Annotated in this window: 16 protein-coding genes; 15 read left to right on the top strand and 1 reads right to left on the bottom strand. The window is 62.9% G+C overall.

What is annotated here, in order from left to right:
* Window position 1 precedes the first annotated feature (1 nt).
* The 7 genes from cbiB to BM267_RS10760 are packed head-to-tail and all read left to right on the top strand — an operon-like array spanning window position 2 to window position 6,250.
* Entirely contained in the window at window positions 2–910 is a 909-nt protein-coding gene (cbiB, locus tag BM267_RS10790; RefSeq protein WP_074779964.1) for an adenosylcobinamide-phosphate synthase CbiB, read from the top strand.
* Complete coding sequence (cobD, locus tag BM267_RS10785) at window positions 903–1,925, top strand: threonine-phosphate decarboxylase CobD (protein ID WP_074779962.1); 1,023 nt, start codon at window positions 903–905, stop codon at window positions 1,923–1,925. Before cbiB ends, cobD begins: the two co-directional genes overlap by 8 nt.
* Window positions 1,922–3,379: a cobyric acid synthase gene (locus BM267_RS10780; protein WP_074779960.1), complete on the top strand. Its 1,458-nt coding sequence runs from the start codon at window positions 1,922–1,924 to the stop codon at window positions 3,377–3,379. The genes cobD and BM267_RS10780 overlap by 4 nt, the downstream gene beginning before the upstream one ends.
* Window positions 3,376–3,891, top strand: coding sequence for a bifunctional adenosylcobinamide kinase/adenosylcobinamide-phosphate guanylyltransferase (gene cobU, locus BM267_RS10775; RefSeq protein ID WP_074779957.1), 516 nt, complete (start codon window positions 3,376–3,378; stop codon window positions 3,889–3,891). The genes BM267_RS10780 and cobU overlap by 4 nt, the downstream gene beginning before the upstream one ends.
* Before the next feature lie 18 nt (window positions 3,892–3,909).
* Entirely contained in the window at window positions 3,910–4,965 is a 1,056-nt protein-coding gene (gene cobT, locus BM267_RS10770) for a nicotinate-nucleotide--dimethylbenzimidazole phosphoribosyltransferase (protein WP_074780129.1), read from the top strand.
* Entirely contained in the window at window positions 4,962–5,537 is a 576-nt protein-coding gene (cobC, locus tag BM267_RS10765; protein ID WP_407920276.1) for an alpha-ribazole phosphatase family protein, read from the top strand. Before cobT ends, cobC begins: the two co-directional genes overlap by 4 nt.
* Entirely contained in the window at window positions 5,525–6,250 is a 726-nt protein-coding gene (locus tag BM267_RS10760; RefSeq protein ID WP_074779955.1) for an adenosylcobinamide-GDP ribazoletransferase, read from the top strand. Before cobC ends, BM267_RS10760 begins: the two co-directional genes overlap by 13 nt.
* A 327-nt stretch (window positions 6,251–6,577) precedes the next feature.
* Here BM267_RS10760 and BM267_RS10755 read toward each other — a convergent pair whose 3' ends face one another.
* Window positions 6,578–7,606, bottom strand: a complete 1,029-nt coding sequence (locus BM267_RS10755; protein ID WP_074779953.1) for an AraC family transcriptional regulator — start codon at window positions 7,604–7,606, stop codon at window positions 6,578–6,580.
* 157 nt (window positions 7,607–7,763) lie between these two features.
* Between BM267_RS10755 and BM267_RS10750 the strand changes: the two genes are divergently transcribed.
* The 8 genes from BM267_RS10750 (at window position 7,764) to pepN (ending at window position 17,461) form a co-directional block, all read left to right on the top strand.
* Complete coding sequence (locus tag BM267_RS10750; protein WP_074779951.1) at window positions 7,764–9,794, top strand: NADPH-dependent 2,4-dienoyl-CoA reductase; 2,031 nt, start codon at window positions 7,764–7,766, stop codon at window positions 9,792–9,794.
* 172 nt (window positions 9,795–9,966) lie between these two features.
* Window positions 9,967–10,770 carry a hypothetical protein gene (locus BM267_RS10745; RefSeq protein WP_143063064.1) on the top strand — a complete coding sequence of 268 codons (804 nt, stop codon included), beginning with the start codon at window positions 9,967–9,969 and terminating at the stop codon, window positions 10,768–10,770.
* A 194-nt stretch (window positions 10,771–10,964) separates the two neighbouring features.
* Window positions 10,965–11,849: an NAD(+) kinase gene (locus BM267_RS10740; protein WP_036992406.1), complete on the top strand. Its 885-nt coding sequence runs from the start codon at window positions 10,965–10,967 to the stop codon at window positions 11,847–11,849.
* A 2-nt stretch (window positions 11,850–11,851) separates the two neighbouring features.
* Window positions 11,852–12,808 (top strand): metallophosphoesterase, encoded by a 957-nt coding sequence (locus tag BM267_RS10735; protein WP_074779947.1) that lies wholly within the window; start codon window positions 11,852–11,854, stop codon window positions 12,806–12,808.
* Window positions 12,805–13,647 (top strand): rhomboid family intramembrane serine protease, encoded by an 843-nt coding sequence (locus BM267_RS10730; protein ID WP_074779945.1) that lies wholly within the window; start codon window positions 12,805–12,807, stop codon window positions 13,645–13,647. The genes BM267_RS10735 and BM267_RS10730 overlap by 4 nt, the downstream gene beginning before the upstream one ends.
* A gap of 43 nt (window positions 13,648–13,690) precedes the next feature.
* Window positions 13,691–13,963, top strand: a complete 273-nt coding sequence (locus BM267_RS10725; protein WP_036992404.1) for a YeaC family protein — start codon at window positions 13,691–13,693, stop codon at window positions 13,961–13,963.
* Complete coding sequence (locus BM267_RS10720; RefSeq protein ID WP_074779943.1) at window positions 13,963–14,796, top strand: DUF2797 domain-containing protein; 834 nt, start codon at window positions 13,963–13,965, stop codon at window positions 14,794–14,796. The genes BM267_RS10725 and BM267_RS10720 overlap by 1 nt, the downstream gene beginning before the upstream one ends.
* Before the next feature lie 10 nt (window positions 14,797–14,806).
* The gene (pepN, locus tag BM267_RS10715; RefSeq protein ID WP_074779941.1) at window positions 14,807–17,461 is read left to right on the top strand and encodes an aminopeptidase N; all 2,655 of its coding nucleotides are present in this window, start codon (window positions 14,807–14,809) and stop codon (window positions 17,459–17,461) included.
* The last annotated feature ends 140 nt before the right edge of the window (window positions 17,462–17,601 follow it).

Genomic DNA, 17,601 nt, shown 5'->3' with positions numbered 1-17,601 from the left:
GATGGTGACAGGACTGTTGATGGCGCTGGCGGTGCTGCTGGATCGGTTGCTGGGTGAGCCGCGACGAGCGCATCCGCTGATGGCCTTCGGGCGAATAGCTGATGCGCTCGAGCGGGAGATGAACCGTGGCGAGCGGCGTCAATGGCGCGGGCTGCTCGCCTGGCTGCTGATGGTAGCGCCGCTGACGCTGTTGGCCTGGGCGTTGGCCAGCCTGCCGCAGATTGGCTGGCTGTTCTCGGTGCTGCTGCTGTATCTGGCCATCGGTCTGCGCAGTCTCGGCGAGCATGCCCAGCCCGTGGCCCAGGCATTGCGGGTAGGCGATCTGCCGCAGGCGCGCCATCGGGTGAGCTATATGGTCAGCCGGCAGACGGCCGAGCTGGATGCCACTGCTGTCGCTGCTGCCACCACCGAATCGGTACTGGAGAATGGCAGCGATGCGGTATTCGCCGCGCTGTTCTGGTTCGCGGTACTGGGCGCACCGGGTGTGGTGCTGTATCGCCTGGCCAATACCCTGGATGCCATGTGGGGGTACCGCAATGACCGCTTCCATCGATTTGGCTGGGCCGCCGCGCGCCTCGATGACCTGCTCAACTGGCTGCCGGCGCGCCTGGTGGCCTTGACCTATGCGCTCTTGGGCAACACGCGCCAGGCCTGGTCCTGCTGGCGTCGGCAGGCGCCGCAGTGGGATAGCCCAAACGCCGGTCCGGTCATGGCGGCTGGGGCGGGCGCGCTGAATGTGCGGTTGGGCGGGGCGGCGATCTATCACGGCGAGCTGCATGAGCGTCCGCTGTTGGGCGCCGGTCGGCCAGCAGTCGCAGACGATATTGACCGTGCACTGCGCCTGGTGCGAGGGGGCGTCTGGTTGTGGCTGGTGGTGGCCTTGGCCTTCGGGGCGGCGTGGCATGCTTGAGCACGGCGGCCGTTTGCTGGAAGCCGCCACCCGGTTCGGCATTCCGCCGCAGCAGTGGCTGGACCTGTCAACCGGGCTGGCTCCCTGGCCGTGGCCGCTGCCCGCCATTCCGGCCAGCGCCTGGATGCGCCTGCCCGAGCCGGATGATGGCTTGGAAGCTGCCGCCAGTGATTGCTACGGTGCATCGGCGGTACTGCCGGTAGCCGGCTCCCAGGCCGCGATCCAGGCCTTGCCCCGGCTGCGGGCACCCTGTCGGGTAGCGATCATCGGTCCCTGTTATGCCGAGCACCAGCATGCCTGGCAGAGCCAGGGTCATCAGGTGCAGTCGCTGACCGCGCAGCAGTTGTCTGTGCTGCTGGAAGATTACCCGGCCGCGCCGACATTCAATGTGGTGGTGCTGGTCAACCCGGACAACCCTACCGGCCGCGTGCTGGACCGGTCCACGCTGCTCGACTGGCACGCCCGGCTGGCAGCAAGGGGAGGCTGGTTGGTGGTTGACGAAGCCTTTGCCGATGCGCAACCCACCTGCAGCCTGGCGGATTGTGCCGACAGGGCGGGGTTGATCGTGTTGCGTTCGGTGGGCAAGTTCTTTGGCCTGGCGGGAATCCGCCTTGGCTTTGTGCTGGCTGAGCCGTCACTGTTGTCCGCGCTAGGGGCGTTGTTAGGGCCTTGGGCTGTAAGCGGGCCCGCGCGGGCTGTGGGACGTTCGGTCCTGGCGGATCATTCACTGCAGCAGGCCTGGCGGCTGCGCTTGCAGGATGACGCGGTGCGCTTGCAGGAACTGTTGACCCGCTGCGGATTGCCCCCGACGGGGGGCTGCGAGTTGTTCCAGTGGGTGACCGATGCCGATGTGGCCGGGGTGTACCGACAGATGGCCGAGCGCGGCATACTGCTGCGCTGGTATCGGCAACCTGCCGGGCTGCGCATCGGCCTGCCCGCCAATGCAGCGCAATGGCAGCGGCTGGAGCAGGCATTCAATGACGTGATGCGAACGATGGGGAGCAACAGAGCATGAGCACCTTGATGATTCAGGGCACCACCTCCGATGCCGGCAAAAGCACGCTGGTCACCGCATTGTGTCGCTGGTTGCGGCGCCGGGGTGTGCGGGTCGCCCCCTTCAAGCCGCAGAACATGGCGCTGAATGCAGCAGTGACCGTTGATGGTGGTGAGATCGGTCGTGCCCAGGCGGTGCAGGCAGCCGCTGCTGGTCTCGAGCCGCATACCGACATGAATCCAGTGCTGCTCAAACCCAATACCGATACCGGTTCGCAGGTGATCATCCATGGTCACCCCGTAGGCAACATGAATGCCGTCACCTACCACGCCTACAAGCCGACCGCCATGCAGGCGGTAATGAATTCCCACACGCGTTTGAGTCGCGACTTTCAGGTGGTGATGGTAGAGGGCGCCGGCTCGCCGGCGGAAATCAACCTGCGCCAGGGCGATATTGCCAACATGGGTTTTGCCGAGGCGGTGGATTGCCCGGTGCTGCTGATCGCCGATATCGACCGTGGCGGCGTATTCGCCCATCTGGTTGGCACCCTGGAGTTGCTGTCTGCCAGCGAGCGGGCGCGGGTAAAGGGATTCGTCATCAACCGCTTTCGGGGGGACCTGGCCTTGCTGCAGCCGGGACTGGAATGGCTGGAGCAGCGCACCGGCGTACCGGTGCTGGGTGTGCTGCCCTATTTGCATGACCTGCATCTGGAGGCGGAGGATGGCCTGGATTCGCGCCAGGTGGATAGCGCAGCGGAGCAATTGCGGGTAGTGATACCGGTGCTGCCACGCATCAGCAACCACACCGATTTCGATCCGCTGCGCCTGCATCCGCAAGTCGATCTGCGTTTCGCTGCGCCGGGCCAGCCATTGCCGCCGGCGGATCTGATTATCCTGCCTGGCTCGAAAAGCGTACGCGCCGATCTGGCATACGTGCGTGCCCAGGGCTGGGATGCGACAATCCACCGGCATCTGCGCTATGGCGGCAAGCTGCTGGGCATCTGTGGCGGCTTGCAGATGCTCGGTCGGGAGATCAGTGATCCGCTCGGGCTGGAGGGGCCGGCTGGTCGCAGTGATGGGCTGGGCTTGCTGGATTTCGCGACCCGGCTGACCAATGAAAAACGCCTGACCCGGGTCGAGGGCCAACTGCTGGCAAGCGGCGCGCGGGTGCGGGGCTATGAGATTCATGCTGGGGTCAGTACTGGGCCGGCCTTGGACGCGCCGTTGATCCAGCTGGATGATGGTAGTCTGGAGGGCGTGCTGAGTGCCGATGGGCAGATCGCCGGGACTTACCTGCATGGATTGTTCGAAGCGCCGGAAGCGAGCGCCGCACTGCTTGGCTGGGCGGGCATGACCGGAGTCCGCGAGCTGGATTATGTGGCGCTGCGCGAACGGGATATCGACCGCCTTGCCGACCTGATCAATGCGCACCTTGATACTGATAAATTACTTGCGCTATGTGGGATAACTAATTGATTGAACTGATACTTGGTGGTGCCAGGTCCGGCAAAAGTCGGCTGGCCGAGCAACTGGCCCAGGACGCCGGCCTGGCGGTGACCTACATCGCTACCAGCCAGCCGCTGGACGATGAGATGCGCCTGCGCATCGCCCACCATCGCGCACGACGGCCAGCCGACTGGCAACTGATCGAGGAACCCCTGGCCCTGGCCAGGGTGCTGGGAGAGCAGGCCGCTGCGGACCGTTGTCTGCTGGTGGACTGCCTGACCTTGTGGCTGACCAACCTGCTGCTGCACGAAGATGCACAGTGCCTGGAGCGGGAGCGGCAGGCGCTGCTGGACGTACTTGATGATCTGCCGGGGCGTATCATTCTGGTCAGCAACGAAACCGGCCTTGGTGTGGTGCCCATGGGCGAGCTGAGCCGCCGTTATGTGGATGAGGCCGGCTGGCTGCACCAGGCCTTGGCCAGTCGCAGTGACCGGGTGCAGTTCTGCGTGGCTGGGCTGCCGCTGCTGCTCAAGGGAGCGTAGAAATTGAACGAGGACTACATGACAGAGTGGTGGCAGGACGCAGTGGCGCAGGCCGACCGCCTGGCGCTGGAGCAGGCGCAGCAGCGCCAGACACAACTGACCAAACCGCAGGGCGCCCTCGGCCGCCTGGAGCAGTTGGCCATTCGCCTGGCCGGTTGGCAGGGTAATGCTCGCCCGCAGCTGGAGCGGGTGTGGATCAGCGTGTTTGCCGGCGATCATGGCGTAGCGGTGGAAGGCGTATCGACGGTGCCGCAGGCGGTGACCGGCCAGATGTTGCGCAATTTCGCCAACGGTGGCGCGGCGATCAATGTCATGGCCCGGCAACTCGGCGCCACCCTGGATCTGCGGGACCTGGGGTTGGCCGTACCTCTGGATCCCTTGCCCGGCGTGCATCATCTGAATCTGGCACCCGGCAGTGCCAACCTGCTGCGGGAGCCGGCAATGACCGGTGCGCTATGCCGGCAGGCGTTGCTTGCCGGGCGCCAGGCGGTGCTTGACGCGGCCGGGCAGGGCGCACAACTGTTCATCGCCGGGGAAATGGGTATCGGCAACACCACCCCGGCCTGCGCCATGGCCAGCCTGCTGCTGGATCAACCGGTCGCGCTGCTGGTTGGCCCCGGCACCGGTCTGGATGCCGAAGGGCTCCGGCACAAGACGGCGGTCATCGAGCAAGCCGTGGGTCTGCATGGGCCGCAATGTCATACCGCGCTGGATGTGCTGGAGCGGCTTGGCGGCCTGGAAATCGCTGCCATTGCCGGCGCTTACCTGGCCGCCGCCCAGCAGGGCATTCCCATGCTGGTGGACGGTTATATCTGTTCCACCGCGGCGCTATGCGCGACCCGTCTCAATCCGGCGTGCCGCGACTGGATGCTGTTTGGCCATCGCAGTGCAGAGCCGGGGCACGCCGCTGTGCTGGCGGCGCTGCAGGCGGAACCCCTGCTGGACCTGGGTATGCGGCTGGGCGAAGGCACCGGTGCGGCGGCCAGCGTGTCGCTGCTGCGCGTGGCCTGCGCCCTGCACAGTGACATGGCTACCTTTGCGGAGGCGGCGGTGGCTGCGGAGCCTGCGGCATGATGACCCTGGACCTGCTGCGCCATGGTGAGACCGAGCTTGGCGGCGGCTTTCGCGGCAGCCTGGACGACTTGCTGACGCCGGTTGGCTGGCAACAGATGCGGGATGCCACGGCGCAGCCGGCACCCTGGGATGCAATCATCAGCTCACCACTGCGTCGCTGCGCCGACTTTGCCTTCGAGCTGGCGCAGCAATGCCGCGCGCCGCTGGTGTTGCTGGAGGACTTGCGCGAGCTGCACTTCGGCGACTGGGAGGGGCGCCACGCCAGTGAGCTGATGGTCGAACATGCCGACGATCTGGGGCGCTTCTGGACCGATCCCTATCAGTTCACCCCGCCGGGAGGCGAACAACTGGCAAGTTTCGAGCAGCGGGTATTGAACGCTATCGGCGAGCTGTATCAGCGTCGCGCCGGGGAGCATCTGCTGCTGGTGACCCACGGTGGAGTGATGCGCCTGCTGGCAGCCAGGGCCCGCGGTCTGGCGCGGGAAGGGTTGTTGCAGGTCGAGGTCGGACATGGCCAGCGGTTACGCCTGCAGGTCAGAGAAGCCGGGGAACTGCACGAATGCCCTTGCTGATTGCGCTGCAGTTCCTGACCCGGCTACCGGTTCGCTTGCCGCGCATGCCCACGGCTGAGGAAAGCGGTCGCTCGCTGCTCTGGTATCCATGGGTGGGACTGCTGATCGGGGCGGTGCTGCTGCTGGGCCACGGGCTGTTGAACGGTGTGTCGACGGGGCTGCAGGCGGCGCTGCTGCTGACCCTTTGGGTCTGGCTCAGCGGCGGGCTGCACCTGGATGGCCTGGCCGATACGGCCGACGCCTGGGTCGGCGGCTATGGTGATCGCGAGCGCACCCTGGCCATCATGAAAGACCCGACCTGCGGCCCCATCGGCGTGATCAGCCTGGTGCTGGTATTGTTGCTCAAGCTCACCGCGCTGGTGGCGCTACTGGAAGCCGGTCACTGGGGCGTGCTGTTGCTGGCGCCCTGGTTGGGGCGCTGGATATTGCCATTGCTGCTGTTCAGCACGCCCTATGCGCGGGCGGGTGGGCTGGGTGACGTGCTGGCGCGGCATATGCCGCGCCAGAGCCTGCCGCTGATGCTCGGTGTACACGCCCTGGCGATGCTGCTGTTCGGCTGGCCGGGACTGCTGGCGCTGGCAGTGGCGCTGCTGGTATTGCTGGTGGTGCGTCATTATCTGTGTGAACGTCTTGGTGGCACCACCGGCGATACCGCCGGTGCTCTGGTCGAGCTGGTGGAAACCGCGGTGCTGGTGAGTTGCGCCGTACTCTGAACTTTTTCCGGCAGCGTTCATCTGACTGTAATGCAGGAGCCATAAGGTGATTATGTGATTTCACCCCCTGCAACAGGGAAACGGAGGAATAACAAGATGAACGAATACGAAGAAGAACTGCTGGAACAACGTGCGCAGGATTGGGACCACGACGTGGAAGACGCCGAGGAAATGTAGGCAGCCTGAGCGCAAACTGTGGGAGCGGCCCTGGCCGCGAAGGCTTGCTATCAGCCTGCAAGCATTTCACCAAGCGGCATCCCCTTCGCGGGAAAGCCCCGCTCCCACAAAACCCGCTCAAGACCCAGTACTACTCAACCCAGGCCCGGCTTAATTACTCTGCCTGATCACCACATCCCGGCTTTGCCGGCGATACTGCCCCGGGGCCACACCGGTCCAACGCTTGAACGCCCGCTGGAATGCCGCGGGTGATGAAAACCCCAACAGGAATGACACTTCTCCCAGTGCTGTTTCCGTATCACGGATATAGCTGAGCGCCAGATCCCGTCTGATGTCATCGATGATGTCCTGAAACCGCGTATTGTCCTCGATCCGTAGCCGGCGGCGTAATGTCCAGCCGGGCAGCCCAAGCAGCCCAGCCACTTCATCCAGGGTGGGCAGGCGACTGTGCAGCTGCGGCGATACTATTTCTTCTACTCGTTCCCGCAAGCGGCGGTGCCGCGTCAGCTCCCGCAGCTGCTGATCGCATAGTGTCAGTAACTGTTCATGGGTCGTCGCTGCATGTTGCACCGGCTGCAGTTCCAGGCTGGCCGGCTCCCACAGCAACTGGTTGTGATGCTGTTCGAACAGCACCGGGCAGCCGAACAGCGCCTCGTACCGCTCGGCGTAGTCCGGGGCGGGAAACTCTATATGCACTTCGCGCAGCCGGGCGGCGCCGGCGGTCAGTTGCCGCGCCAGTTGCAGACGTGAGGCCAGCGCCGAGTCCACCACGAACAGGTTGAAGGCGTTATAGGGACTGATCGAATAAAAGCGCGTGGCCGGCGGCTGGAAGCTTGAATGCCCTCGGTAGTTCTGGCTGACCAGTCGCTCGAAACGAACCAGGATATCGAATGCCTGGCCCAGCGTCGGTGCGCATTGGGCGGTAACCCCCGGCAGGCCGAGGTGGCTGGGTTGACTGTGCAAGCCCATCAGCAGGCCGAAATCGGCCCGGCCGCTGAGAGCGATGGCGGCATGCCCCAGGCGCATGAACCGGGGAATGCTGATCCGCACGCCAGCCTGAGCCAGCTGCGCTGGGCCGATGCGGTAGCGTTGCAGCAGTGGTTCGGGATCATGCCCGAGACTGCGCAGGGCAGCCTGCAGGCTGTACAGATATCCGACCGAGAGATCACCAAGTTTCATGGCTGTGTCATTTTGCAAGAAAGAGCAGAATGTAACCCAGGGTTATGAAAATGTCATTTGAGGTGATTGAGCGCTAGCGACACCCGGCCTATTGTCAGCGCCATACCAAAGCCGGACGACGAACCGGCAGCCTGATGATGATCTTTGGAGCACGAGCATGACCGCACAGACTCTTTATCCCCATATGCTGGCCCCGCTGGACCTGGGCTTTACTACCTTGCGCAACCGGGTACTGATGGGCTCCATGCACACTGGACTGGAAGAGCGCCCCCAGGGCTTCGAGCGCATGGCGGCCTTCTTCGCCGAGCGAGCCCGCGGCGGTGTTGGGTTGATCGTCACCGGCGGCTTCGGCCCCAACACCGAAGGCAGTGTCGGCAAGGGCGCAGCCAAGCTGACCACGCCCGAGGAAGCCGAGCAGCACAAGGTGGTGACCCAGGCGGTACACGAGGCGGGCGGCAAGATCTGCTTGCAGATTCTGCACGCCGGGCGTTACGCCTTTACCCCGGAGCAGGTCTCGGCCAGTGCGGTGCGTTCCCCGATCAACCCCTTCACCCCGCAGGAGCTGGATGAGGCGGGCATCGAGAAGCAGATCAGCGATTTCGTCAACTGCGCTGCGCTGGCGCAGGTTGCCGGTTATGACGGCGTGGAGATCATGGGCTCGGAAGGCTACTTCATCAACCAGTTCCTGGTGGAGCGGGTCAATCAGCGTACCGACCGCTGGGGCGGCAGCTACGAGAACCGCATGCGCCTGCCGCTGGAAATCGTCCGCCGGGTGAGGGAAGCGGTTGGTCCCGAATTCATCATCATCTATCGGCTGTCGATGCTGGATCTGGTCGAGGACGGCAGCAGCTGGGATGAGGTGGTGTTGCTGGCGAAGGAAATCGAGAAGGCCGGTGCGACCATCATCAATACCGGTATCGGCTGGCACGAGGCGCGTATCCCAACCATTGCCACCAAGGTGCCGCGCGCGGCCTTCACCAAGGTCACCGCACGGCTCAAGGGTGAGGTGTCCATTCCGCTGATCACCACCAACCGCATCAACACGCCGGAAGTAGCCGAGCAGGTGCTGGCTGAGGGTGATGCCGATATGGTGTCCATGGCCCGGCCGTTCCTGGCTGATCCGGAGTTCATCAGCAAGGCGGCGGCTGGCCGCGCTGACGAAATCAATACCTGCATCGGCTGCAATCAGGCTTGCCTGGATCACACCTTCAGCGGTCGCTTGACCAGCTGTCTGGTCAATCCGCGCGCCTGCTACGAGACCGAGCTCAATTACATCCCGGTGCACACCGGCAAGCGGATTGCTGTGGTCGGTGCCGGCCCGGCAGGTCTGGCTGCGGCCACCGTGGCGGCTGAGCGTGGTCACGCGGTGACGCTGTTCGACGCAGCGGCGGAAATCGGCGGGCAGTTCAACGTCGCCAAGCTGATCCCGGGCAAGGAAGAGTTCTACGAAACCCTGCGCTATTTTGCCAAGCGTATCGAGATCACCGGCGTGCAGCTGAAGCTCAATACCCGGGTTGAGGCAGCTGATCTGGCGGATTTCGACGAGGTGATCCTGGCTACCGGTATCGTGCCGCGCACTCCGGCTATCCCCGGTGTCGACCATCCCAAGGTCATCAGTTATCTGGACGCCATCCTGCAACGAGAACCGGTGGGGCAGAAGGTAGCGGTGATCGGTGCTGGAGGTATCGGTTTCGACGTATCCGAATTCATCTGCCACGCTGGCGAGAGCGTCAGTACCAATACCGGGCTGTTCTGGAAGGAATGGGGCATCGATCCCGAACTTCAGGCTCGCGGCGGTATCGCCGGCGTCCAGCCGCAGCCGCATCCGCCGGCCCGTGAGGTGTACTTGCTGCAGCGCAAGGCCAGCAAGGTCGGCGCCGGGCTGGGTAAGACCACCGGCTGGATCCACCGTGCCGGGTTGGCCAGCAAGCAGGTGACCATGCTCAATGGCGTTGAATATCTGCAGATTGATGATCAGGGCCTGCATATCCGCCGGGGTGATGAAACCAGCGTGCTGCCAGTCGATACCATCATTCTCTGCGCCGGCCAGGAGCCGCTGCGTGAATTGCAGGCCGGGCTGGAGGCCAGCGGCAAGTCGGTACACCTGATCGGCGGGGCGGACGTGGCCAGTGAACTGGATGCCAAGCGCGCCATCGACCAGGGATCGCGTCTGGCGGCGGAGCTGTAACTGCCAAGTTCGTCACAAGCCGGAAATCAACGTTTCCCCGAGTGGTTCGGGACGGATGCAATCGTCCCGAAAAAAAGGCAAAGTTGGGAGTTGAAAATAACCCCAAAGGGACAGACCGATGAACGCAAGTGATGTGGGCAGAATACAGAAGCCGTTGCTGACTGAAGCGGTAATGTTTTTTTCTGAACATGGCATCTCGCGGGAAATGCTGTTTCCTGAGTTTGAAGCACTGCTCGATGGGCTGGTCGCTGCACCTGAGTGTGCCGATGAGACCGTCGAGGCGGTGTTTTTGCAGATCAACCATCGCTTGCATGTCCGCGCAGCCGTGTTTTTTACCCTTGACTTCGACCTGGATGGCCAGGTCAACCGGCTTTGGAACATGCCGCTGCGGCACCTGGCGGAGAAGGCTGGGCGAGGGCCGGATATGGGCGGTGGCCCCATTCGGCTGGCTTGTCTCGGCTTCTGCAGCACCAACGCATACCGTGCCGGCATGTGGAAGCCGCGTCAACGCAGCGGCAAGGCCGATCTCAGCCTGATCAAGCAGGCGGTAACCCGTAATGCCCTGGGCATCCTCGGCGAGGACGAAGAGGCTCGGGCGGTGCTGGCCACGGATAATCTGCAGGTCGCCGCCGAGGATACCTGGTACGGCGGCACTCCGGTGCCGGTCGCGGATCACGCTACTGCACCCGACGGGGACCTGGCTGCTGAGCTGGCAGCGCTTAAACAGGCCCACGCAGGCGAGGCGGCTGAGTACCTGCGCCAGATTACCGAGCTGAGCAGTCGTCTCAGCGTGCAGGAACAGGTTCATCGTCAGCAGTTGGAAAACCAGCGTATTCAGCATGCCGAACAATTGGCGGTCGCCCAGGGCGAGCTGCTGGACATCAAACACGAGCTGGCTGAACAACAGAAGGCCAATGCCGCGTTGCGTCGTGAAGTGAGCCGATTGCAGAATCGGACAGCGGCCGATACTCAGTAAACCGAGGAAGCGCCAGCTACTGCGCTCGGCCTGACCTTGCTCGCTACGTTATTCAAAGGCTCTGTATTTGCCAGAATCCTGCTGGCTGCGGATAATTGAGCCATTCTCCGTGCTTCAAGAAGCCGGCACAGAAGCATTCAGAGCTTCTTGAAACCCTGGTGCGGAATTTCTCAGCCAAACATAGCGAGTGGTGTATGGAGCATTTCCGCAATATCGGATTGATCGGACGTCTGGGCAGCGGTCAGGTCGTGGATACCGTGCGACGCCTCAAGCGTTTCCTGCTGGATAAAGGACATACCGTGATTCTCGAAGATGCCGTGGCGGATCTGCTGCCGGGGCATCAGTTGCAGGTCTGCACCCGGATGATGATGGGCGAGATCTGTGACCTGGTAATCGTCGTCGGCGGTGATGGCAGCCTGCTGGGTGCGGCGCGGGCACTGTGCCGCTTTGATGTGCCGGTGTTGGGCGTCAACCGTGGTGGGCTGGGCTTTCTTACCGATATCTCTCCAGACGAACTGGAGGAGCGGGTCGGTGATGTGCTGACGGGCAAGTATCTGGTCGAATCACGATTTCTGCTTGATGCTTTCGTCTGCCGGGATGACGAACACCTGGGCAGCAGCGAAGCGCTCAATGACGTGGTGCTGCACCCGGGCAAGTCGGCGCGGATGATTGAGTTCGAGCTGCATGTGGATGGCCAGTTCGTCTACAGCCAGAAGTCCGACGGACTGATCGTGGCCACGCCCACGGGCTCCACCGCCTATTCACTCTCCGCCGGCGGGCCGATCATGCATCCCAAGCTGGATGCCGTGGTGTTGGTACCGATGTTTCCGCATACCCTGTCCAGCCGCCCGATCGTCGTTGACGGCAACAGCGAACTGCGGGTGCGGATTTCCAAGCAGAATGGCATCTATCCCCAGGTCAGTTGCGACGGGCAGGTGCATATTGCCTGCGCGCCCGGTGACACCCTGATTATCCGCAAGAAGCCGCAGAAGCTGCGATTGATTCACCCACTGGATCACAACTTCTATTCCATCTGTCGCAGCAAATTGGGCTGGAGCAGCCGCCTGACGGAGCGATGAGCATGGCGGTAGAGCATAGGCAGGGCTACGACATCATTGGCGATGTGCATGGTTGCGCGCACACATTGGAAGCGCTGCTGGAACAGATGGGCTATGCGCGAGTCAGTGGTATCTGGCGACACCCGCAGCGCCAGGCACTGTTTCTCGGTGACATCATCGACCGCGGGCCGCGTATCCGCGAAGCGCTGCATCTGGTGCGCGACATGGTGGAAGCGGGCGCGGCCCGTTGCATCATGGGTAACCACGAATTCAATGCCCTGGGTTGGGTGACGCCGGCATCAGCCGGTAGCGGTCGGCGATATGTGCGCGAGCATACCGACCGCAACCGCCGCCAGATCCAGGCCACGCTGGACCAGTTTGCCAACCGGCAGGCTGAATGGGACGACTTCATCGACTGGTTCTGGACCCTGCCGCTGTACCTGGATATGGGCCAGTTCCGCCTGGTGCATGCCTGTTGGGATGACGAACTGATCAGGTCATTCACTGCGCAATACCCCGACGCCTGTCCGGATATCGAGTTTGTGCAGGCATCGGTTGAACGCGATGGCTTTGCCGATCAGGTATTCGATCGCCTGCTGCGCGGTACCGGCATGCCGCTGCCCCATGGCCTGACCATGACCGGACGCGACGGCGTCACCCGGGCCATGTTCCGCACCAAGTTCTGGGAAGAAGCGCCGCAGACCTACGGTGATATCGTGTTCCAGCCCGACGGCCTGCCCGAGCATATCGCCATCCGCCCGCTGACCGACCGGCAGAAGGCGGAGCTGCTGATCTACGGTGCTGATGAACCGCCGCTGTTCGTCGGCCACTACTGGCAGGAGGGCGAACCGCGTGCCATCCGGGCGAACCTGGCGTGCCTGGACTACAGCGCGGTCAAGTTCGGCAAGCTGGCCGCTTACCGTTGGAGCGGCGAGACGGAGCTGCTGCGTGACCATTTCGTCTGGGTGGATGTGAGATGAGCATGTATCGTGCCTTGCAGTGCCGGCTGGATGAGGACCTGAGCAGCCTGACCCATTTTCTCCGGGCGCGGGGGGTGGCGCACCGGATCACTGAAGAGCGGGGCCAGCAGGTGATCTGGACCCGCAACGAGGCGGATGCGGCCATTGTTCGCGGGCTGTATACCCAGGGCGTGCCGGAGCCGGTCGCCGATTCGACACCCGCCGCGCCACGCCGACCGCCGCGGCTGGCCTGGCAGCGGATGGCGCGGCTGATCCCGGTCACTCTGCTGGTGCTTCTGGTCACTGCGGTGGTGGCGCTGATCACCGGGCTGGGGAGTAACATCCAGACCGTTGTCCTGTTCACCTTTACGCCGGTTACGCCTGCCGGCTACATCGCTGCGGCACCGGATATGGATCAATGGTGGCGGCTGGTGGCACCGATGTTCCTGCATTTTGGCTGGCTGCACCTGGCGTTCAATGCCCTTTGGTACTGGGAGCTGGGCCGGCGTATCGAATTGCGCTCCGGCGGCTGGTGGCTGCTCGGCCTGACGCTGTTATTCGCAGTGATCTCCAATACCGCGCAATGGTTGTTCGGCGGGCCGGCGCTCTTTGGCGGCTTGTCGGGGGTACTCTACGGCCTGCTGGGCTATTGCTGGCTGTATCAGACGCTGGCGCCAAACGTGCATTTCGATTTGCCCCGGGGCGTGGTGGTGATGATGCTCGGCTGGCTGGTGCTGTGCCTGTCCGGTGTGGTGACGATGCTCGGTTTCGGCGCCATTGCCAATGCGGCCCATGTCGGCGGGCTGGTCATCGGCTCCCTGTGCGGCGCGATCGCCGGCGGCCTGCAGCGCATGCGCTGACAAGGTACAATGCCCGGCTAATGAACCATGCTCCGGAGAACCCATGAATACCTTTATCGACATGTTGCGCAATATCTCTCCCGAGGTGTACGAGAGCCTCAAGCAGGCCATCGAATTGGGCAAGTGGTCCGACGGCCGCAAGCTGACCCAGGAGCAGAAGGAATTGTGCCTGCAGGCGATCATTGCCTGGGAAATGGACAATCTGCCGGAAGAAGAGCGCACCGGTTATATCGGCCAGACCTGCAAGAACCAGGCGAAGGCGCCGTCCAATCTTGACGAATCCCTGTTTACCCCCGCCAAGGGCACCCTGCACTGATGTCGTTCGTCAGTGGTGAGGGCAGCATCCGCAAGCTGCTTGGGGCTCTGGGTGAACCCGTCGATTACAGCCTGCCCCTGGGCGAGCAACAGGTACCATTGAATCAGCTGCTCGGCCGCACGATACGGTTGCAGGCACTGGGTGAAATCCATTGCATGCACTGCGGCCGGCGAACCAAGAAAAGCTACAGCCAGGGCTACTGTTACCCCTGCATGACCAAGCTGGCACGCTGTGACGTCTGCATCATGAGCCCGGAACGCTGCCACTACGAGTTGAACACCTGCCGCGAGCCGGCCTGGGGTGAGCAGTTCTGCATGACCGATCATATCGTCTATCTGGCCAACTCCTCGGGGTTGAAGGTCGGCATTACCCGCGCCACCCAGATCCCGACCCGCTGGATTGATCAGGGCGCCAGCCAGGCATTGCCGATCCTGCGAGTGGCGACCCGGCAGCAATCCGGGCTGGTGGAAGACCTGTTGCGCGAGCAGGTGGCCGACAAGACCAACTGGCGGGCGCTGCTGCGCGGCGAGCCGGAACCGCTTGATCTGATCGCCGAACGTGATCGCTTGCTGGCGGGCGCCCGTGAGGGGGTTGAGGCGTTGCAGGCCCGCTTCGGTCTGCAGGCCATCCAGCCGTTGCCTGATGCCCAGGTGCAGGACATCCGCTATCCGGTGCTGGAGTACAGTGCCAAGCCGCAATCGGCCAACCTGGACAAGGAGCCGGTATTGGAAGGCACCTTGCTTGGCATCAAGGGTCAATATCTGTTGCTGGATACCGCGGTCATCAATATTCGCAAATACACTGCCTACTCTATGGCTTTCAGTGTGTCCTGAGGAGTCTTCCATGCGTACCGAACAACCCACGACCATTCACCTCACGGACTACAGACAGCCCGATTATCTGATCGATGAAACCCACCTGACCTTCGAACTGTTCGAGGACCATGCCCTGGTGCACAGCCGCCTGGCCATGCGTGCCAATGCCGCGGGGGAGGGTGGAGCGCTGCCGCCATTGGTGCTGCACGGCCAGGACCTGGTGTTGCAGAGCGTGGCGCTGGACGAACAGGCGCTGACGGCCGATGCCTGGCAGGTGGACGATTCCAGTCTGACGCTGCAGCCGCAGGCGCGCGAGTTCGAGCTGGCGATCACTACCCGTATTGAGCCGCAGAACAATACCGCGCTGGAAGGTCTGTACAAGTCCGGGGGCATGTTCTGTACCCAGTGTGAAGCCGAGGGGTTTCGCAAGATCACCTATTACCTGGACCGCCCGGATGTGATGAGCCGGTTCACTACCACGGTGATGGCTGAGCGTGGGAGCTATCCGGTGCTGCTGTCCAACGGCAACCTGATCGCCAGTGGTGAGCACGAAGGTGGTCGGCACTGGGCGACATGGGAAGATCCGTTCCCCAAGCCAGCCTATCTGTTCGCCCTGGTCGCCGGCGATCTGTACCGTATCGATGACAGCTTCACTACGATGAGCGGCCGGGAAGTCGAGCTGCGTATCTATGTTGAACCGGAGAACCGCGAGCAGTGCGGCCACGCCATGGATAGCCTCAAGCGCTCCATGCGCTGGGACGAAGAAGTCTATGGGCGCGAGTATGATCTGGATATCTTCATGATCGTTGCGGTCAACGACTTCAATATGGGCGCGATGGAAAACAAGGGGTTGAACATCTTCAACTCCAGTTGCGTGCTGGCCCACCCCGATACCGCCACCGATATGGCGTTCCAGCGGGTCGAGGCGGTGGTTGCCCATGAATATTTCCACAACTGGTCCGGCAACCGGGTTACCTGTCGCGACTGGTTCCAGCTGTCGCTGAAGGAGGGTTTCACGGTTTTTCGTGATGCCGAATTCAGCGCTGACATGAACTCGCGCACGGTCAAGCGCATCGAGGATGTCACCTTCCTGCGGGCCAACCAGTTCGCCGAGGACGCCGGGCCCATGGCGCATCCGGTGCGCCCCGACTCTTATATGGAAATATCCAACTTCTATACCCTGACGATCTATGAGAAGGGCGCGGAAGTGGTGCGCATGCTGCACACGCTGCTGGGTGCCGAGGGTTTCCGCAAAGGTACTGATCTGTACTTCGAGCGCCATGATGGCCAGGCAGTGACCTGTGACGATTTCATTGCTGCCCTGGAAGATGCCAACGAGGCGGATTTCACTCAATTCAAGCGCTGGTACAGTCAGGCGGGTACCCCGGTACTCCAGGTCGACGGTCGCTATGATGCGGCGAGCTCGACCTTCCAGTTGCTGTGCCGGCAGAGCTGCCCGGCAACCCCGGGTCAGACCGAGAAACTACCCTTCGTGATTCCGCTGCGCCTGGCATTGCTGGACGGCGAGGGGCGCGAAATGCCTCTGCAGCTGGCCGGTGAAACGCAGGCTCGTGGTACGGAAACCGTGTTGGCCGTGACCGAGGCCGAGCAGCTGTTCGTCTTCGAGAACGTCCGCGAAGAGCCGCTGCCGTCGCTGTTGCGCGGCTTCTCGGCGCCAGTCAAGCTGGTTTATCCCTATTCCCGGGATGATCGGGTGTTTCTTGCGATGCATGACCCGGATGGCTTCAATCGCTGGGAGGCGGCGCAGTCGCTGGCAGTGGATGTGCTGCAGGGGCTGATCGGGATTCACCAGGCCGGACGGCCCTTGTTACTGGACCAGCGGTTGCTCGAAGTGCATCGCGCGGTACTGAAGGATGACAGTCTCGACCCGGCGATGGTGGCCGAAATCCTGCGCCTGCCGTCTGAAGCCTACCTGGTGGAGCTGGCCGAGGAGGCTGATGTCGAGGCCATCCACCATGTCCGTGACTGGGTGCGCCGGGAGCTGGCAACCGCCTTGGCCGAGACCATGTGGTCGCGATTCCGGCAGCTGGGCGATGGCGCCGGCGCTTACCGCGCCGATGCCGAATCCATGGCGCGCCGCAGTCTGCGCAATACGCTGCTTGGCTATCTGATGCTGACCGAGTCTTCCGAAGCGTTGTCGGTATGCGTGCAGCAATTTGTCGAGGCCGGCAACATGACCGACCGTCAGGCGGCATTGGTGGCCTTGGTCAATTCGCCCCACGAGCAACAGAAGCACGCCGCCCTGGAAGAGTTCGCCCAGCGCTGGAATGCCTATCCGCTGGTCATGGACCAGTGGTTCAGCATCCAGGCCGCCAGCCCGCTGCCCGGTGGCCTGGAGCGGGTGCAGGGGTTGATGAAGCACCCAGCCTTCACCTTGCGTAACCCGAACAAGGTACGGGCATTGATCGGTGCCTTTGCCAATCAGAACCTGGCCAACTTCCACCGTGCCGATGGCGCTGGTTACCGTTTCGTTGCGGACCAGATCATCGAGCTGAACCGGCTCAACCCGCAGATCGCCTCGCGGATGCTGACGCCGCTGACCCGTTGGCGAAAATTCGATGAGCCCCGCCAGCTGCTGATGAAAGCTGAGCTGGCACGCATCCTGGCGAGCGATGACCTGTCGCCGGATGTCTACGAGGTGGTCAGCAAGTCCCTGGCCTGACGTGGATGATGCGTCGGAGAGCCGATCAGGCTGTCCGACGCGTTCTTGCATCGACGCTTTCATTGATACAGAATGCGGTTTTGTTCTGGTCGGTAAATGGATTACAAAAGATTACCGATGAGGCATTGGTGGGCTACCCG

It is taken from the genome of Halopseudomonas bauzanensis, from assembly GCF_900114735.1.
Taxonomy (GTDB): Bacteria; Pseudomonadota; Gammaproteobacteria; order Pseudomonadales; family Pseudomonadaceae; genus Halopseudomonas; species Halopseudomonas bauzanensis.
The sequence above is the reverse complement of the archived record's forward strand: the minus strand, read 5'-3'. Positions and strand labels throughout refer to the sequence as shown.

Bases quoted from the DNA above. Each gene is read 5' to 3' on its own strand.
- cbiB (WP_074779964.1), top strand. From the start codon at position 2: ATGGTGACAGGACTGTTGATGGCGCTGGCGGTGCTGCTGGATCGGTTG.
- cobD (WP_074779962.1), top strand. From the start codon at position 903: ATGCTTGAGCACGGCGGCCGTTTGCTGGAAGCCGCCACCCGGTTCGGC.
- BM267_RS10780 (WP_074779960.1), top strand. From the start codon at position 1,922: ATGAGCACCTTGATGATTCAGGGCACCACCTCCGATGCCGGCAAAAGC.
- cobT (WP_074780129.1), top strand. From the start codon at position 3,910: ATGACAGAGTGGTGGCAGGACGCAGTGGCGCAGGCCGACCGCCTGGCG.
- cobC (WP_407920276.1), top strand. From the start codon at position 4,962: ATGATGACCCTGGACCTGCTGCGCCATGGTGAGACCGAGCTTGGCGGC.
- BM267_RS10760 (WP_074779955.1), top strand. From the start codon at position 5,525: ATGCCCTTGCTGATTGCGCTGCAGTTCCTGACCCGGCTACCGGTTCGC.
- BM267_RS10755 (WP_074779953.1), bottom strand. From the start codon at position 7,606: ATGAAACTTGGTGATCTCTCGGTCGGATATCTGTACAGCCTGCAGGCT.
- BM267_RS10750 (WP_074779951.1), top strand. From the start codon at position 7,764: ATGACCGCACAGACTCTTTATCCCCATATGCTGGCCCCGCTGGACCTG.
- BM267_RS10745 (WP_143063064.1), top strand. From the start codon at position 9,967: ATGTTTTTTTCTGAACATGGCATCTCGCGGGAAATGCTGTTTCCTGAG.
- BM267_RS10740 (WP_036992406.1), top strand. From the start codon at position 10,965: ATGGAGCATTTCCGCAATATCGGATTGATCGGACGTCTGGGCAGCGGT.
- BM267_RS10735 (WP_074779947.1), top strand. From the start codon at position 11,852: ATGGCGGTAGAGCATAGGCAGGGCTACGACATCATTGGCGATGTGCAT.
- BM267_RS10730 (WP_074779945.1), top strand. From the start codon at position 12,805: ATGAGCATGTATCGTGCCTTGCAGTGCCGGCTGGATGAGGACCTGAGC.
- BM267_RS10725 (WP_036992404.1), top strand. From the start codon at position 13,691: ATGAATACCTTTATCGACATGTTGCGCAATATCTCTCCCGAGGTGTAC.
- BM267_RS10720 (WP_074779943.1), top strand. From the start codon at position 13,963: ATGTCGTTCGTCAGTGGTGAGGGCAGCATCCGCAAGCTGCTTGGGGCT.
- pepN (WP_074779941.1), top strand. From the start codon at position 14,807: ATGCGTACCGAACAACCCACGACCATTCACCTCACGGACTACAGACAG.